Source organism: Streptomyces sp. NPDC111606, assembly GCF_055656945.1.
The window spans coordinates 415,541-429,575 of record NZ_JBVKBY010000001.1 but is presented as its reverse complement, the minus strand read 5'-3'; the positions used below and the strand labels follow the sequence as shown (position 1 = coordinate 429,575).

11 protein-coding genes are annotated in these 14,035 nt (G+C 71.8%); 7 read left to right on the top strand and 4 right to left on the bottom strand.

The window, feature by feature from the left end; all coding sequences use genetic code 11:
- Positions 1-169 precede the first annotated feature (169 nt).
- From ACZ7M7_RS01970 to ACZ7M7_RS01960, 3 genes are all read left to right on the top strand, one after another.
- On the top strand, positions 170-751 hold the full coding sequence (locus ACZ7M7_RS01970; RefSeq protein ID WP_427841476.1) for an SAV_6107 family HEPN domain-containing protein: 582 nt from the start codon (positions 170-172) through the stop codon (positions 749-751).
- 284 nt (positions 752-1,035) lie between these two features.
- Positions 1,036-1,863 carry a class I SAM-dependent methyltransferase gene (locus ACZ7M7_RS01965; protein ID WP_383596583.1) on the top strand — a complete coding sequence of 276 codons (828 nt, stop codon included), beginning with the start codon at positions 1,036-1,038 and terminating at the stop codon, positions 1,861-1,863.
- 292 nt (positions 1,864-2,155) lie between these two features.
- A complete protein-coding gene (locus ACZ7M7_RS01960) occupies positions 2,156-2,548 on the top strand; it encodes a DUF3040 domain-containing protein (RefSeq protein WP_048583452.1) in 393 nt (130 codons plus the stop codon).
- A 159-nt stretch (positions 2,549-2,707) separates the two neighbouring features.
- Here the strand turns inward: ACZ7M7_RS01960 and ACZ7M7_RS01955 are convergent, their stop codons facing one another.
- The 4 genes from ACZ7M7_RS01955 to ACZ7M7_RS01940 form a co-directional block, all read right to left on the bottom strand.
- Positions 2,708-5,092, bottom strand: a complete 2,385-nt coding sequence (locus ACZ7M7_RS01955; protein ID WP_472111840.1) for a transglutaminase TgpA family protein — start codon at positions 5,090-5,092, stop codon at positions 2,708-2,710.
- On the bottom strand, positions 5,089-6,462 hold the full coding sequence (locus tag ACZ7M7_RS01950; protein ID WP_383623871.1) for a DUF58 domain-containing protein: 1,374 nt from the start codon (positions 6,460-6,462) through the stop codon (positions 5,089-5,091). The genes ACZ7M7_RS01955 and ACZ7M7_RS01950 overlap by 4 nt, the downstream gene beginning before the upstream one ends.
- Positions 6,459-7,502: an AAA family ATPase gene (locus tag ACZ7M7_RS01945; RefSeq protein WP_383623868.1), complete on the bottom strand. Its 1,044-nt coding sequence runs from the start codon at positions 7,500-7,502 to the stop codon at positions 6,459-6,461. Before ACZ7M7_RS01945 ends, ACZ7M7_RS01950 begins: the two co-directional genes overlap by 4 nt.
- A gap of 232 nt (positions 7,503-7,734) precedes the next feature.
- Entirely contained in the window at positions 7,735-8,346 is a 612-nt protein-coding gene (locus ACZ7M7_RS01940; RefSeq protein ID WP_383596593.1) for a beta-class carbonic anhydrase, read from the bottom strand.
- A 377-nt stretch (positions 8,347-8,723) separates the two neighbouring features.
- Between ACZ7M7_RS01940 and rsmH the strand changes: the two genes are divergently transcribed.
- The 4 genes from rsmH (at position 8,724) to ACZ7M7_RS01920 (ending at position 14,034) form a co-directional block, all read left to right on the top strand.
- Entirely contained in the window at positions 8,724-9,680 is a 957-nt protein-coding gene (rsmH, locus tag ACZ7M7_RS01935) for a 16S rRNA (cytosine(1402)-N(4))-methyltransferase RsmH (protein WP_383596596.1), read from the top strand.
- Positions 9,681-9,762: 82 nt separating this feature from the next.
- On the top strand, positions 9,763-10,356 hold the full coding sequence (gene ftsL, locus ACZ7M7_RS01930) for a cell division protein FtsL (RefSeq protein WP_472111834.1): 594 nt from the start codon (positions 9,763-9,765) through the stop codon (positions 10,354-10,356).
- Between the two features lie 5 nt (positions 10,357-10,361).
- Positions 10,362-12,323 (top strand): peptidoglycan D,D-transpeptidase FtsI family protein, encoded by a 1,962-nt coding sequence (locus tag ACZ7M7_RS01925; RefSeq protein WP_472111831.1) that lies wholly within the window; start codon positions 10,362-10,364, stop codon positions 12,321-12,323.
- A gap of 184 nt (positions 12,324-12,507) precedes the next feature.
- Entirely contained in the window at positions 12,508-14,034 is a 1,527-nt protein-coding gene (locus ACZ7M7_RS01920; RefSeq protein WP_383596604.1) for a UDP-N-acetylmuramoyl-L-alanyl-D-glutamate--2,6-diaminopimelate ligase, read from the top strand.
- Position 14,035: the final 1 nt, after the last annotated feature.

Sequence of the window (14,035 nt, the reverse complement as noted above, 5' to 3'; positions counted from 1 at the left end):
CCCTGCCCCCTCTTCATTTGAACTGACTGGTCAGTGCAAAAACTAGCCCGAACTTTCGATCGAAGCAAAATCCCAGGTCAGAACGGATTGTCAGTGCCATACCTCACGATGGGCACATACGGCATCCCGTATCAGGGCGTGCCGTCACACAGACGACAGGAGGTTCGTCATGGCCAGCTATCACGCAGCAGCCGCCCGCCGGCGCCGCGCCACCGGCCCTGCCCCCTCACTGACCGGCCCGGCGAGCGACGTGCACCCCGTGCTCCGCCGGACCACGGCCCCGCCCGCCGCCCTCGACCTGCTTGCCCAGGCCCGTGCCGGACTGGACGAAACCGCCGTACTGGAAACGTCGAACGAGCGCTACGCCACAGCCCACCTCGCCGCCCTGCGCATCGCCGCCGCCGTACTCGCCGCGCGGGGGCGACCGGAACCCAACCCCAGGCGCCGGGCCCGCATCAGGAGCGCATGGGAAGTGCTCCCCGAGATCGCGCCCGAACTCGCCGAGTGGAGTGCGCTGTTCGCCTCCGGCGCCCGGCGCCGCGCCCGGGCCGAGGCGGGCATCCAGGGCGCGGCCAGCCGCCGGGACGCCGACGACCTGATACGCGACGTGGCGATGTTCCTGCGCCTCGTCGAGCGGATGCTGGTGCTCCAGCCGGTCCTGCCGCAACCGCGACCGGACATGGACGGGACGGACGGGGAGGGGGCCGAGGGTTCGCGTCACGCGCGGGACGACATGCCGGACGCGGGCTGAGAGGGGATCCTGGGCCTGCGCCGCGGGTGTTACCGGGGCTCCGGCGTCGGACGCCGGTACCCGGCCTGCGCCCGCGAAGTCCCCCGGTCCGGGCCCGCCCTGGGCATCACCGTCCGTCCGGCGAGACGGTCGGCGTCGCGCGGCACCGCGATGGGCGGGTGGGCCGGCGTAGGCAATAGGGTGGAGGGCGCCTGAAGCCTTCCCCACCCGTGACCGGGCGGCCCGGAGGCAGCCCGTTCGCTCCGCCGTGCAGACGGCGGTGCCGCGCCGAGGAGTCAAACGCCGTGTCGGACCCGATGCGCCCGCCCGTCTCCCACCACCACCCTCAGGGGACGTCGCTGCGCTCCGGCGCCTCTCAATCCCGCGCCTCTCTCCGTACCGCCGTGGTCTGGGAGGTCCTCCAGGACGCCCTGGACCGCCGGGTCAAGGCCACGGGGCGGCAGGCGCTGGACGTCCTGGACACCGGGGGCGGCAGCGGCAACTTCGCCGTGCCCCTGGCCCGCCTCGGTCACCGCGTCACCGTCGTCGACCCCAGCCCGAACGCGCTCTTCGCCCTGGAGCGGCGCGCCGCCGAGGCCGAGGTCGCCGACCGGGTGCAGGGCGTCCAGGGCGACGCCCACGGCCTCTTCGACGTGGTCGAGCGCGGCGGGTACGACGTAGTGCTGTGTCACGGCGTCCTGGAGTACGTCGACGACCCCGCCGAGGGCGTCCGCAACGCCGTGGCCGCCCTGCGCGCCGAGGGCGTCCTCAGCCTGCTCGCCGCCGGTCTGGGCGGCGCCGTGCTGGCGCGGGCCCTCGCCGGTCACTTCAAGGAGGCCAAGCAGGCCCTGGAGGACCCGGACGGCCGCTGGGGCAAGGGTGACCCCGTGCCGCGCCGATTCACCGCCGAGCAGCTCACCGGGCTGGTCGAGGGCGCCGGCCTGCGGGTGGGGGCCGTGCACGGGGTGCGGGTCTTCGCCGACCTGGTCCCGGGCGTGCTGGTGGACACCGAGCCCGGCGCTCTGGAGGCGCTGCTGAAGCTGGAGGAGGCCGCGGCAGAGCTGTCGGCCTTCCACTCCGTGGCCACGCAGCTCCACGTGCTGGGAGAGACGCGGGAGACCTCCGGGGCCTGAGCCGTTTTCCGTGAGCGGACCCCAGGGGCGCGCCGTTGATCAGGGGCTTGGCTGCACATGGAGTACGCCACAGGCCCCCCGATCGGACGCGCGGCGCCGTATGATCGAGGGAGACCGTTCCGGCATGACGGGTCGGCCGCTGGGGAATGCAGATCTCAGCGAGCCGGGACGTCCATGACGGAGCCCGGTTGGCCAATTGGCGTAGAGGGGCGGGTTTCACGGGGGCGATTCCCTGCCTATCCTGAAGGGACCCCCCGGGTCGCCCCGGCGACTGCACGATGAGGAGGACTCCGTGCCGCTCTCGGAGCACGAGCAGCGAATGCTCGAGCAGATGGAGCGAGCGCTGTACGCCGAAGATCCCAAGTTCGCGACAGCGCTTGAGGGAAGCGGGCTGCGTACGTACACCCGGCGACGGGTCTACCAGGCGGTCGCGGGCTTCCTTGTAGGTATCGCGCTCCTCATGGCTGGAATGGTCGCCAAGCAGGTGTGGCTGAGCGTGGTGGGCTTCCTCGTCATGCTGGGCTGTGCGGTACTCGCCGTGACCGGTTGGCGCAAGGCCCCCAAGCCGGGCGAGCAGCCCGCGGGTGGCCAGCAGGCGCGCCGCCAGCCACGTCAGAAGCGCTCCATGATGGACCGTATCGAACAGCGCTGGCAGCGCCGCCGTGACGAACAGGGCGGCCATTAGCTCGACGAGCATCCTGAACAGACGCAGGGGGTGACCACCGGTGGGTGGTCACCCCCTGACGTGTCCCTACGCCCGGTGACGTGCGTCCGGGTCCGGCTGGGTTGCGGTGTGCCTACGTCCGGCTGGGTGAGCCGGGCCCGGCAGCCCGAGCCCGGCCGGTCACCCGCGCTGACCCGGCGTGGAGGGCCTGCGCAACGTCGGGCGGGCCGAGGCGGCGCGCCGTTTGACGTTGGCCCACCAGTCCGACAGCGCCCAGGCGACCCGCACGCTGGAGCGTGGGGCCAGACGGGCGCGCAGGATCGTCGTCCAGGGGGACTTCGACTCGAGGTCGGACAGGATGCCGCGGACGTCCTCCGCCAGGCCGGCCGGCGGGAGGGGGCTGGGGGCGTAGAGGACCTGTTCCACCGCGTCGGCCACCCGGTGCACCGAGGCCGCGGCCGGTGGGTCGAGATGGCCCAGGCGGACGATGCGGGCAGCGGTCTTGCGGGGGGTCTGAGAGTCGTCCGGGGAGATGCCGAAGTCCCAGGCGGTGTCCGTGAGTTCCTGCCAGACCGCCAGCGTGTGGAGCGATACGTCCGCCTCCGTGCGACCGTGCCCTCCGAGCCGCACCGCTCTGGTCCGCAGCCGCCACAGCATCGGCGCCAACGGGATCAGCAGCGCCGCGGCCCCTCCCAGGGCCCAGGCCAGGATGACGTACCACTTCGGGCCGTCGTCGTCCGTGACGAGTGCGGCTTCCGGTGACTCGCTCGCGCACAGTTCCGGGTTCTGTCCCGCGCAGCTCTCGCTCGTCGAGGGCGAGGCCGAGGGCCCTGTGCTCGCCGACTGAGAGGGCCGCGCCACGTCCGGCAGCGTCGAGCCGGTCGTGTCCGACTGGGTGTACGACGGCACCGAACCACGGGTCGGCGTCGGCTCGAAGCGGGTCCAGCCCACGCCCTCGAAGTACAGCTCCGGCCAGGCGTGTGCGTCCTTCAGGCCCACCGAGACGGAGTTGTCGCCCTGCGGGGTGCCGGGCGCGAAGCCCACCGCCACCCGTGCCGGTATGTCCAGCGAGCGGGCCATCGCCGCCATCGCGAAGGAGAAGTGGACGCAGAAGCCCTGCTTGTCCTTCAGGAAGCGGGCGATCGCCTGCCGGCCGCTGCCGACCTTGACGTTGGTGTCGTACTGGAAGCCGCCCGTGACGGCGAAGTACTCCTGGAGCTTGACGGCCTGCTCGTAGGGGTTGTCCGCCCCCTCGGTGACCTCGCGCGCGGTCCGGGCGACCGCCGTGGGCAGAGTGTCGGGCAGCTCGGTGAACTCGCGCCTCAGGGCCGCGGGCGCCGCCGGTGCGTTCGCGAGCTGCTTCGCCGTCGGCTGCACGTCGAGGCTGCGCACGGTGTACGTCGCCCCGCGCGTGGTCTGGCGGCGGTCGCCCACGACCGTCATGCCCAGCGGTTCGTACCGCCAGTTGCCCGCGATGTCGACACCCCTGGGCGGGTACGGCATCGGCAGCCAGTTCTGCGCGTACCAGTCCGCTGCCGAGACGGTCGTCTCGACCTGTGAGCGCTTCACGTCCGGGCCGAGGCCGAAGGGCGTGGGGAACTCGTTGGGCACGGCCTGGATGCTGCGCTTGGCCGGCTGCCAGGTGGTGCCGTCGAAGTCGTCCAGGGAGACGATCCGCAGATACATGCTCGACAGGTCGGCCGTGTCGGACTTCAGGGAGAGGACCTCGCGGTCCTCGTCCACGTTCAGACTGTCGCGCAGGGACACCAGCGGGTTCACCGCCGAGATCGTGCCGCCGCTCCCGCTGCCGGAGCCGACCCCTGTGCCCGCGGGGCCCAGCAGGCCGCCGTTCATCGCGGGCAGAGCCAGCGGCACCGCCAGGGCGATGCCCAGCGCGACCACGCCGATGCGCCGCCCGGTACGGACCGGAGCCACCGCGCCGGTCGGCTCCCCGCCCGGCATCCGTGGCGCCCCGCCGAAGACCCGGCCCCACTGCGAGAGCCGGTCACGCCCCTCGGCCAGGAGCAGCATCAGATAGCCCGCGGCGGCGACCAGGAACCACAGCCAGTCCGCGCCGCCCTCGGACAGCCCCGCGGCGACCGAGTACAGCGCCAGCAGCGGCAGCCCGGCCGGGGCGGCGCTGCGGAACGTCACCGCCAGGGTGTCCACCGCCAGGCCGATGATCAGGACCCCGCCGATGAGCATCAGCCGGATGCCGTCCGACAGCGGCGCCGGAATCGAGTACCGGCTGACATCGTCCGCGCCCGTCTGCAGCAGCTCGCCGAAGTGGGCGAACGCCTCGGGCCCGGGGATCATCCCGATGATCGCCTGCTGGTTGGCAAAGGTCAGGGTCAGCAGCATCAGGGCGACGAGGGCCTGCGCCGCCACCGTCAGGGGCCGGGCCAGCGGCACCCGCCGGGTCGCCATGCCCACGCCCGTCTGGATCGCCAGCAGGAAGATCGCCTGCAGCAGCCAGGTGACCGGGGAGACCAGGGGCAGCAGGGCGCAGGACGCCATCAGCGTGGCCGCCGCGGCGCTCAGCGCCATCCGTGTCCGCCCGCTCATGCCCGTCCCCCCTCGCCGTACGTGCCGCTGATCGCGGCCGCGTCCGTGCGCGCACGGTCCGCCTGGCGCCACAGCTCGTCCAGCGAAGCGCCCCGCGGCACGCTCAGGGCTGTCCAGCCTGCCTCCCGCAGCATCCGCAGCCGCTCCTCGCCCCTGTCCAACGCGCCGGGCACATCGGTGGGTTCCCGCACCCAGGACCCGCTGTCCAGCACGAAGGCCACCGCGCCGCCGCTGCGCTGCCGCATCTTGGCGGCCACCGTCGCCTGCTCCTCGTCGAGGTCGCCGAAGAAGGCGACCAGCAGCCCTTCGTTGCCGCCCCGCATGACGTCGTACGCCCGCGACAGACCCGTGCCGTCCGAGTGGTCGATCACCGCGAGGGTGTCCATCATCAGCCCGGCCGCGTCCGCGGACTCCTGGCTCGCGCCCGCGAACCCGTCGGCGCCCTCGGCGGGCACCGAGCTGCCGGTGTCCGTCAGGAGCCGGACGGAGAAGCCCCGTTCGAGCATGTGGACCAGAACGGACGCCGTGCCCGACACGGCCCACTCGAAGGCCGAGTCGGGGCCCGCGCCCTGGAAGGCCGGGCCCCGGGTGTCCAGCAGCACCGTGCACCGGGCGCGCTGCGGCTGCTCCTCGCGGCGCACCATCAGCTCGCCGTAGCGGGCGGTGGAGCGCCAGTGCACACGGCGCAGATCGTCGCCGTAGCGGTAGCCGCGCGGGATCACGTCGTCCTCGCCGGCCAGCGCGAGCGAGCGCTGGCGTCCGTCGCCGTAGCCCTTCGCCTCGCCGCTGAAGCGCACCGGCGGCAACGGCTCCACGCGCGGGATGACCGTCAGGGTGTCCTGCGTCGAGAAGGAGCGGGTCAGCTCGCACATGCCGAACGGGTCGCTCAGGCGCAGCTGCAGCGGGCCCAGCGGATAGCGGCCGCGCAGGTCGGAGCGCACACGGTAGGACACCTCGCGGCGGCCGCCCGCCTCCACTCGGTCCAGGACGAAGCGGGGGCGCGGTCCGAGGACGTACGGCACCCGGTCCTGGAGCATGAGCAGGCCCGTGGGCAGCCGGGAGACGTTGTCCATCCGCAGATGGACGCGGGCCTCGCTGCCGGCGGGCACGCGCGCGGGGGAGAGCCTGCGGCTGCCCGCGACCCGGTAGCGCGTGCGGTACAGCACCGTCGCGCAGACCAGCGGGAGCACCGCGAGGAGCAGCCCGACGCGCAGCAGGTCGCTCTGCCCGAGGACGTAGGAGCAGATGGCGGCCGCGATGCCGGCGGCCAGGAAGGAGCGGCCACGCGTGGTCAGACCGGCCAGTGCGGTGCGGATCCCGCTCTTCTCACCGCGGTCCGCCTCCGCCTGGCCGGTCCCACCGGAGGTCATCCGAGCCTCCGCGGCGGCTGCTGGCCGTACCCCGGAGTGCCCCGGCCGAGGCCTCCGAAGCCGGTCTGCTGCTGGGGGGCGGCGGGCACCGGGGTGCGCTGCATGATCTCCTGGACGACCTGCTCGGACGTACGCCGGTTCAGCTGGGCCTGGGCCGTGGGCAGCAGGCGGTGGGCCAGGACGGCCACGGCGAGGGCCTGCACGTCGTCCGGCAGTGCGTACTCCCGGCCGCTCAGGGCTGCGGACGCCTTCGCCGCGCGCAGCAGATGCAGCGTCGCGCGCGGCGAGGCGCCGAGTCTGAGGTCGGGGTGCGTGCGCGTGGCGGCGACCAGCTCCACCGCGTACCGCCGGACCGGTTCGGCGACGTGGACGCCGCGGACGGCGTCGATCAGCTTCACGATGTCGTGCGCGTGCGCCACCGGCTGGAGGTCCTCCAGCGGCGAGACACCGCCGTGTACGTCCAGCATCTGCAGCTCGGCCTCCATGCTGGGGTAGCCGACGGAGACACGGGCCATGAAGCGGTCGCGCTGGGCCTCGGGCAGCGGATAGGTGCCCTCCATCTCGACCGGGTTCTGCGTCGCCACCACCATGAAAGGGCTCGGCAGCTCATAGGTCTGCCCGTCGATCGTGACCTGGCGCTCCTCCATGGACTCCAGCAGCGCGGACTGGGTCTTCGGCGAGGCACGGTTGATCTCGTCGCCGATCACGATCTGGGCGAAGATCGCGCCGGGCTTGAACTCGAAGTCCTTGCGCTGCTGGTCCCAGATCGACACACCGGTGATGTCGGACGGCAGCAGGTCGGGCGTGAACTGGATACGCCGGACCGAACAGTCGATGGATCGTGCCAGCGCTTTGGCCAGCATCGTCTTGCCCACGCCGGGGACATCCTCGATCAGAAGATGCCCCTCGGCGAGCAGTACGGTCAGCGAAAGCCGTACGACCTCGGGCTTGCCCTCGATCACACCCTCCACCGAACTGCGGACACGCTCCGCAGTGGCGGTCAGATCAGTGAGGCTCGCTCGATCGTCATAGGTCGTCACCCGGCCCTCCTCGGCCCGTTCTTTCCGGGCCGACGCGATGCGGACCGGCCCACCCCTGGAACACGGACACCACGCGTGAAACGTTCCGCGTGCTGCCACACTCGCATTCTTGCTGCCGTTACCGATTCGTGTCACTCGACTGTGGACAACTGTCCGCGATATGTCAGGGCTTAGGGCCTTTTGTGCGCTCCAGAGGCCGAATTGACAGCGAAACGACAGGCGCGGCGGAGGGTTACGCGGGGTCGATCTCGCGCAGCAGACCCGTCTTCACGTCGAAGACGAAGCCGCGTACGTCGTCGGTGTGCACCAGGAACGGCGAGGTGCGCACGCGCTGCATCGACTGCCGCACGTCCTGGTCGACGTCGCGGAAGGACTCCACCGCCCAGGCGGGGCGCTGGCCGACCTCCAGCTCCAGCTCGGTGCGGAAGTCCTCGGTGAGGGACTCCAGACCGCAGCCGGTGTGGTGGATCAGCACGACACTGCGGGTGCCGAGCTTGCGCTGGCTGATGGTGAGCGAGCGGATCACGTCGTCGGTGACGACACCCCCCGCGTTGCGGATGGTGTGGCAGTCGCCGAGCTCCAGGCCGAGCGCGGCGTGCAGGTCGAGTCGGGCATCCATACAGGCGACGATGGCGACGTGGAGCACGGGCCGGGCGTCCATGCCCGGGTCGGTGAAGGCGGCGGCATAGCGCTCGTTCGCCTCGACGAGACGGTCGGTGACCGTGCCGCGGTCGGCTATCGCGCCCTGGGGGCCAGTGGGAACCGATGCAGAAGTCGTCATACCCATGACGGTACTGGTCACGCCTCGAACGGACCCGTTGTGAGAGGGGACAAAGAACGCCATCGAGCCTTGTTGTGAGCTAACCCACAGGGGTGTCGTGAGTGCGCCCATACGAGCGAATTTCCGCGCAGCGCGGCAGCGGCGCAACCCGAAGCGGCGACGCGCAGGCCGGTTGATTGACCGCGGCAGACGGTGGACTAAAGTGACGCGAAGCGGGAGGCGAGGCTCCCTGCTGGACTGAATTCCCCGGAGACCCCGGCGACTTTCCGGAGATCTCCCCGCGTGCGCGGCGCGTACGTACGGCTCGGCCTCCTCCCGCTCCCGGTCGGCTGACGCTTCCGGCGCCGGCAGGCCTCCCCTTCACTGGGGGTCCCCCAGTTCGCCGGGGGAGGGTGGGGACCCGGCGGTGCGTGCACGCCCGCCGGATCTGAGAGGGCCCCTTGAGCCAGAGTCGACATGTCCCGGTGATGCTCCAGCGGTGCCTGGACCTGTTGGCACCCGCGCTGCAGCGGCCGGGAGCCGTGGTCGTCGACTGCACGCTCGGGCTCGGCGGCCACAGCGAGGCTCTCCTCGAGCGGTTCCCCGAGGCCCGGCTCGTCGCCCTCGACCGCGACAAGGAGGCCCTGCGCCTGTCCGGCGAACGGCTCGCGACGTTCGGCGAGCGCGCCAACCTCGTGCACGCCGTCTACGACGAGCTGCCCGACGTCCTGGCCAGGCTCGGCATCGCGCGCGTGCAGGGCGTCCTGTTCGACCTCGGCGTCTCCTCCATGCAGCTCGACGAGGCCGACCGCGGCTTCGCCTACGCCCAGGACGCCCCCCTCGACATGCGCATGGACCAGACGAGCGGCATCAGCGCCGCCGAGGTCCTCAACACCTACCCGGCCGGCGAACTCGTCCGGATCCTGCGCGCGTACGGCGAGGAGAAGCAGGCCAAGCGGATCGTGGCCGCCGTGGTGCGTGAGCGGGACAAGGAGCCGTTCACGAACAGCGCCCGGCTGGTGGAGCTCATCCGGGACGCGCTGCCGCAGGCCGCCAAGCGCACCGGCGGCAACCCGGCCAAGCGCACCTTCCAGGCGCTGCGCATCGAGGTCAACGGCGAGCTCTCCGTCCTGGAGCGGGCGATCCCGGCCGCCGTGGCGGCCCTCGACGTCGGCGGGCGGATCGCCGTGCTGTCGTACCAGTCGCTGGAGGACCGGCTGGTCAAGCAGGTGTTCGCGGCCGGCGCCGCCAATACCGCCCCGCCCGGGCTGCCGGTTGTCCCCGAGCAGTACCAGCCCCGGCTCAAGCTGCTGACGCGCGGTGCCGAACTTCCCACCGAGGAAGAGGTCGCCGAGAACCGGCGCGCGGCACCGGCGCGCCTGCGTGGCGCCGAACGCATCAGGGAGTCCATCGAATGAGGGGCGCAACGCGGGGGGCGGGGCGGATGTCCGGGTCCAGAAAACAAACCCATGAGTCGGAGAATCGCTTGGGGGAGGGTGAGTGAGTAGGAAACCCGAACTGAGGGGTCGGGCCGCCCGGCTCGCGCGGCTCTTCCCCGCGGGGATCGGGCATGCCGCCCGCGCCCCCTTCGTCCTCCTCGTCGTCCTCCTTCTCGGCGGCGGCCTCATCGGGCTCCTCGTGCTGAACTCCGCCCTCAGTGAAGGCGCGTTCAGACTCGACGACCTGCAGAAGGAGACGAAGTCCCTCACCGACGAGGAGCAGTCGCTCCAGCGGGACATCGACGCCTACTCCGCCCCCGAGGCCCTCCAGCGCCGCGCCCGCGAACTGGGCATGGTCCCCGGCGGCGACCCCGCCTTCCTCAACCCCGACGGCACCGTCAAGGGCGTCCCCAGCCCCGCGCCCGCCGGGCAGACCGCCGCGTACGACTCCCTGCTCCTCCCTCCCGAGGCCCTGGTCAGCGAGCCCAACGTGCCCTCGGCAGCCAGTGCGACGCCCACGACGCCGGCTCCCGAGGCCACCCCCGCCGTGCCTCAGCCCGCGGCCTCGTACGCCGAACCCCAGTACGCGCCCTCCGTTCAGCAGCCCCTCCCGTCCGCCCAGTCCACCGCCCCGTACTCGACCCCCGGCAGGTGACGGAAGTGTCCGACAGGGAACCGCCGCGCCGCCGCGTGCCCGGACCCGCGAAGCCCGCCCGCTCCGCAGGCGCCCAGCGGCGCCCCGGCCCCGGCGCCCGCCCGGCCCGCCGCCCGGCACGCCCCCGTCCGCCGGTCACCGGAGTCATCCGGCTCGGCAGCCCCCGCCCCCGGCTGCGCATGGTCGGCCTGGCCCTGACCCTCGTCCTGATCGCCTTCGTCGTACGGCTCCTCCAGGTGCAGGGCGTCGACGCCAGCACCTACGCCGCCAAGGCCGAGAAGAACCGGTACGTCGGCTACACCCTGGCCGCCGAGCGCGGGGGCATCACCGACCGCAACGGCGTCGCCCTGGCGGCCAGCGTGGACGCGTACGACATCACGGCCGACCCCACGCTGTTCGCCCCCGAGCAGCTGAAGGTCGACGACGGCCCCGAGCAGGCGGCCGCCCTTCTCGCGCCGATCCTCGGCCAGGAGCCGGAGAAGATCGCCCACAAGCTGCGGCCCGCGAACAAGAACCTGCGCTACACCCTGCTGGCGAGCCGCCAGACCCCGCAGGTCTGGAAGCAGATCAAGGACCTGAAGACCGCGCTGGCCACCAAGTCCGAGAGCGACAAGAGCACCGTCAACGTCCTCGCGGGCGTCCTGTCGGTCGCCAGCAGCAAGCGCGTGTACCCGAACGGCGACCTCGCAGCCGGGATACTGGGCTGGGTCAACTCCGACGGCAAGGGCGGCGGCGGTGTCGAGCAGCAGCTGAACAAGCAGCTCTCCGGCAAGGACGGCGAGATCCGCTACGCCCAGTCCGGCGGCCGGCAGGTCCCCACCGTGGGCTCCACCGAGACGCCCGCCGTGCCCGGCAGCGACGTCGAGCTCACCATCGACCGCGACATCCAGTGGGCCGCGCAGAACGCCATCACCAAGCAGGTCCAGGAGTCCAAGGCGGACCGCGGCTATGTGATCGTCCAGGACACCCGCACCGGCGAGATCCTCGCCATGGCCAACTCGCCCGGCTTCGACCCCAACGACCTCTCCGAGGCCAGCAGCGCGAACATGGGCAACGCGGCCCTCCAGGACGCCTTCGAGCCCGGCTCCACCGCGAAGGTCATGTCGATGGCCGCCGTACTGGAGGAGGGCGTGGCCACGCCGGGCACGCATGTCATCGTGCCCAACCGGCTGCACCGCGGCGACCGGCTCTTCAAGGACGACATCGACCACGACACCTGGTACCTCACGCTCAACGGCGTGCTCGCCAAGTCCAGCAACATCGGCACCATCCTCGCCACCGGCCAGCTCGGCAAGACCCAGCCGCAGTCCAACAAGGTCCTCTACGACTACCTGCGCAAGTTCGGCCTCGGCAGCTATACCGGGCTCGGCTTCCCCGGCGAGACCCCGGGCATCCTCGCCGTCCCGGACAAGTGGTCGACCTCGCAGCAGTACACGATTCCTTTCGGCCAGGGCGTGTCCATCAACGCGATGCAGGCGGCCTCCGTGTACTCGACCATCGCCAACGGCGGCGTACGCGTCGAACCCAGCATCGTGCGCGGCACCAAGGGGCCCGACGGGCAGTTCACCTCCGCCAAGGAGCCCAAGAAGACCAGGGTCATCAGCGCGAAGACGGCGAAGACGCTCGCCCAGATGCTGGAGTCGGTCGTGGACGACAGGGAGGGCACCGGTACCAAGGCGCGGATCCCCGGCTACCGGGTCGCGGGCAAGACGGGTACGGCGAACCGAGTGGATCCGGCCACCGGCAAGTACCGCGGCTACACGTCGTCGTTCGCCGGTTTCGCACCCGCCGACAAGCCCCGGATCACGGTCTACTGCGCCATCCAGAACGCCACCCAGGGCAACTACTTCGGTGGCCAGATCTGCGGACCGATCTACAAGCAGGTGATGGAGTTCGCCCTGAAGACCCTCCAGGTCCCGCCGACCGGGGCCAAGGCCGCGAAGCTCCCGGTGGCCTACCGGCCCTGACCACGACCCCGACCACCCTGATCAGCACCGAGCAGCCAGGAACCACCTCGTGACAACGATCACTCCCGACTCCGGGAACCAGGGCGACCCCCGCCCCTCACTTCGCTCCCGGGCGGGTACGCCCGGTACGCTCACCGCCGTGCCACACGCTGATCAGTCCCAAACCACCCAGAAGGGGCAACCCGTGACCTATCCGGGACCGCCCAGGCCGGCGCAGGTCTCCGCCACACCCCTCGCGGAACTTGCCGATCAGCTGGGTGCCACCGCGCCGGACCGCGCGGACGCCGTCGATGTCACGGGCATCACCCATGACTCGCGCGCCGTCCGCCCCGGCGATCTGTACGCCGCCCTCCCGGGCGCCCGCCTGCACGGCGCCGACTTCGTGACGCAGGCCGCGAGCCTCGGCGCGGTCGCCGTGCTGACCGATCCGACCGGCGCCGAGCGCGCCGCCGCGACCGGCCTGCCGGTGCTGGTGGTCGAGAACCCGCGCGGGCAGATGGGTGAACTGGCGGCCACGATCTACGGCCACCCCGGCCGCGACCTCCTCCAGATCGGCATCACCGGCACCTCCGGCAAGACCACCACCGCGTATCTCGTCGAGGGCGCCCTCAAGACCGCCCGGGCCACCGGTCTCATCGGCACGGTCGAGATGCGCATCGGCGACGAGCGCATCAAGTCCGAGCGCACCACCCCCGAAGCCACCGACCTCCAGGCCCTGTTCGCCGTCATGCGCGAGCGCGGTGTCGAGGCGGTCGCCATGGAGGTGTCCAGCCACGCGCTGGTGCTCGGCCGGGTGGACGCCTGTGTCTTCGACATCGCCGTCTTCACCAACCTCAGCCCGGAGCACATGGAGTTCCACTCCGACATGGAGGACTACTTCCGGGCCAAGGCGCAGCTGTTCACCCCGAAACGCAGCAAACTCGGCGTCGTCAACCTCGATGACGAGTACGGCCGCAGGCTCGTCAAGGAAGCCACCGTTCCGGTCGTCACCTTCTCCGCCGAGGGCCACCCGGACGCCGACTGGCGCGCCGACGACGTGGCGATCGGCCCCATGGACTCGACCTTCACCGTGATCGGCCCCAAGGGCGAGCGGATCGCCGCCAGATCGCCGATCGCGGGCCCCTTCAACGTGGCGAACACCCTCGCCGCCATCACCGCCCTGGCCGCCGCCGGCCTCGATGTACAGGCTGCCGCCGACGGCATCGCCGCCGTGCCGGGCGTGCCGGGCCGGCTGGAGCGGGTGGACGCCGGGCAGCCGTATCTCGCGGTCGTGGACTACGCCCACAAGACCGACGCCGTCGAATCGGTGCTCAAGGCGCTGCGCAAGGTCACCGAGGGCAGCCTGCACATCGTGCTCGGCTGCGGCGGGGACCGCGACACGACCAAGCGCGAGCCGATGGGCGCCGCCGCCGCCCGGCTCGCCGACACCGCCGTACTGACCTCCGACAACCCCCGTTCCGAGGACCCCCTGGCGATCCTCGCAACCATGCTCCAGGGCGCGGCGTCCGTGCCGGTGCACGAGCGTGGCGAGGTCCAGGTATTCGAGGACCGGGCCGCCGCGATCGCCGCAGCCGTGGCGCGCGCCGAGCCGGGCGACACCGTGCTGGTCGCGGGCAAGGGCCATGAGCAGGGCCAGGACATCGCCGGAGTGGTCCGTCCCTTCGACGACCGCCAGGTGCTTCGCGAAGCTATCCAGAAGACCCAGGGATGAA

Excerpts from the sequence above, each read along its gene's own strand:
- ACZ7M7_RS01970 (WP_427841476.1), top strand. The coding sequence starts at position 170 with ATGGCCAGCTATCACGCAGCAGCCGCCCGCCGGCGCCGCGCCACCGGC.
- ACZ7M7_RS01950 (WP_383623871.1), bottom strand. The coding sequence starts at position 6,462 with ATGACCTCCGGTGGGACCGGCCAGGCGGAGGCGGACCGCGGTGAGAAG.
- ACZ7M7_RS01940 (WP_383596593.1), bottom strand. The coding sequence starts at position 8,346 with ATGGCGTTCTTTGTCCCCTCTCACAACGGGTCCGTTCGAGGCGTGACC.
- ACZ7M7_RS01955 (WP_472111840.1), bottom strand. The coding sequence starts at position 5,092 with ATGAGCGGGCGGACACGGATGGCGCTGAGCGCCGCGGCGGCCACGCTG.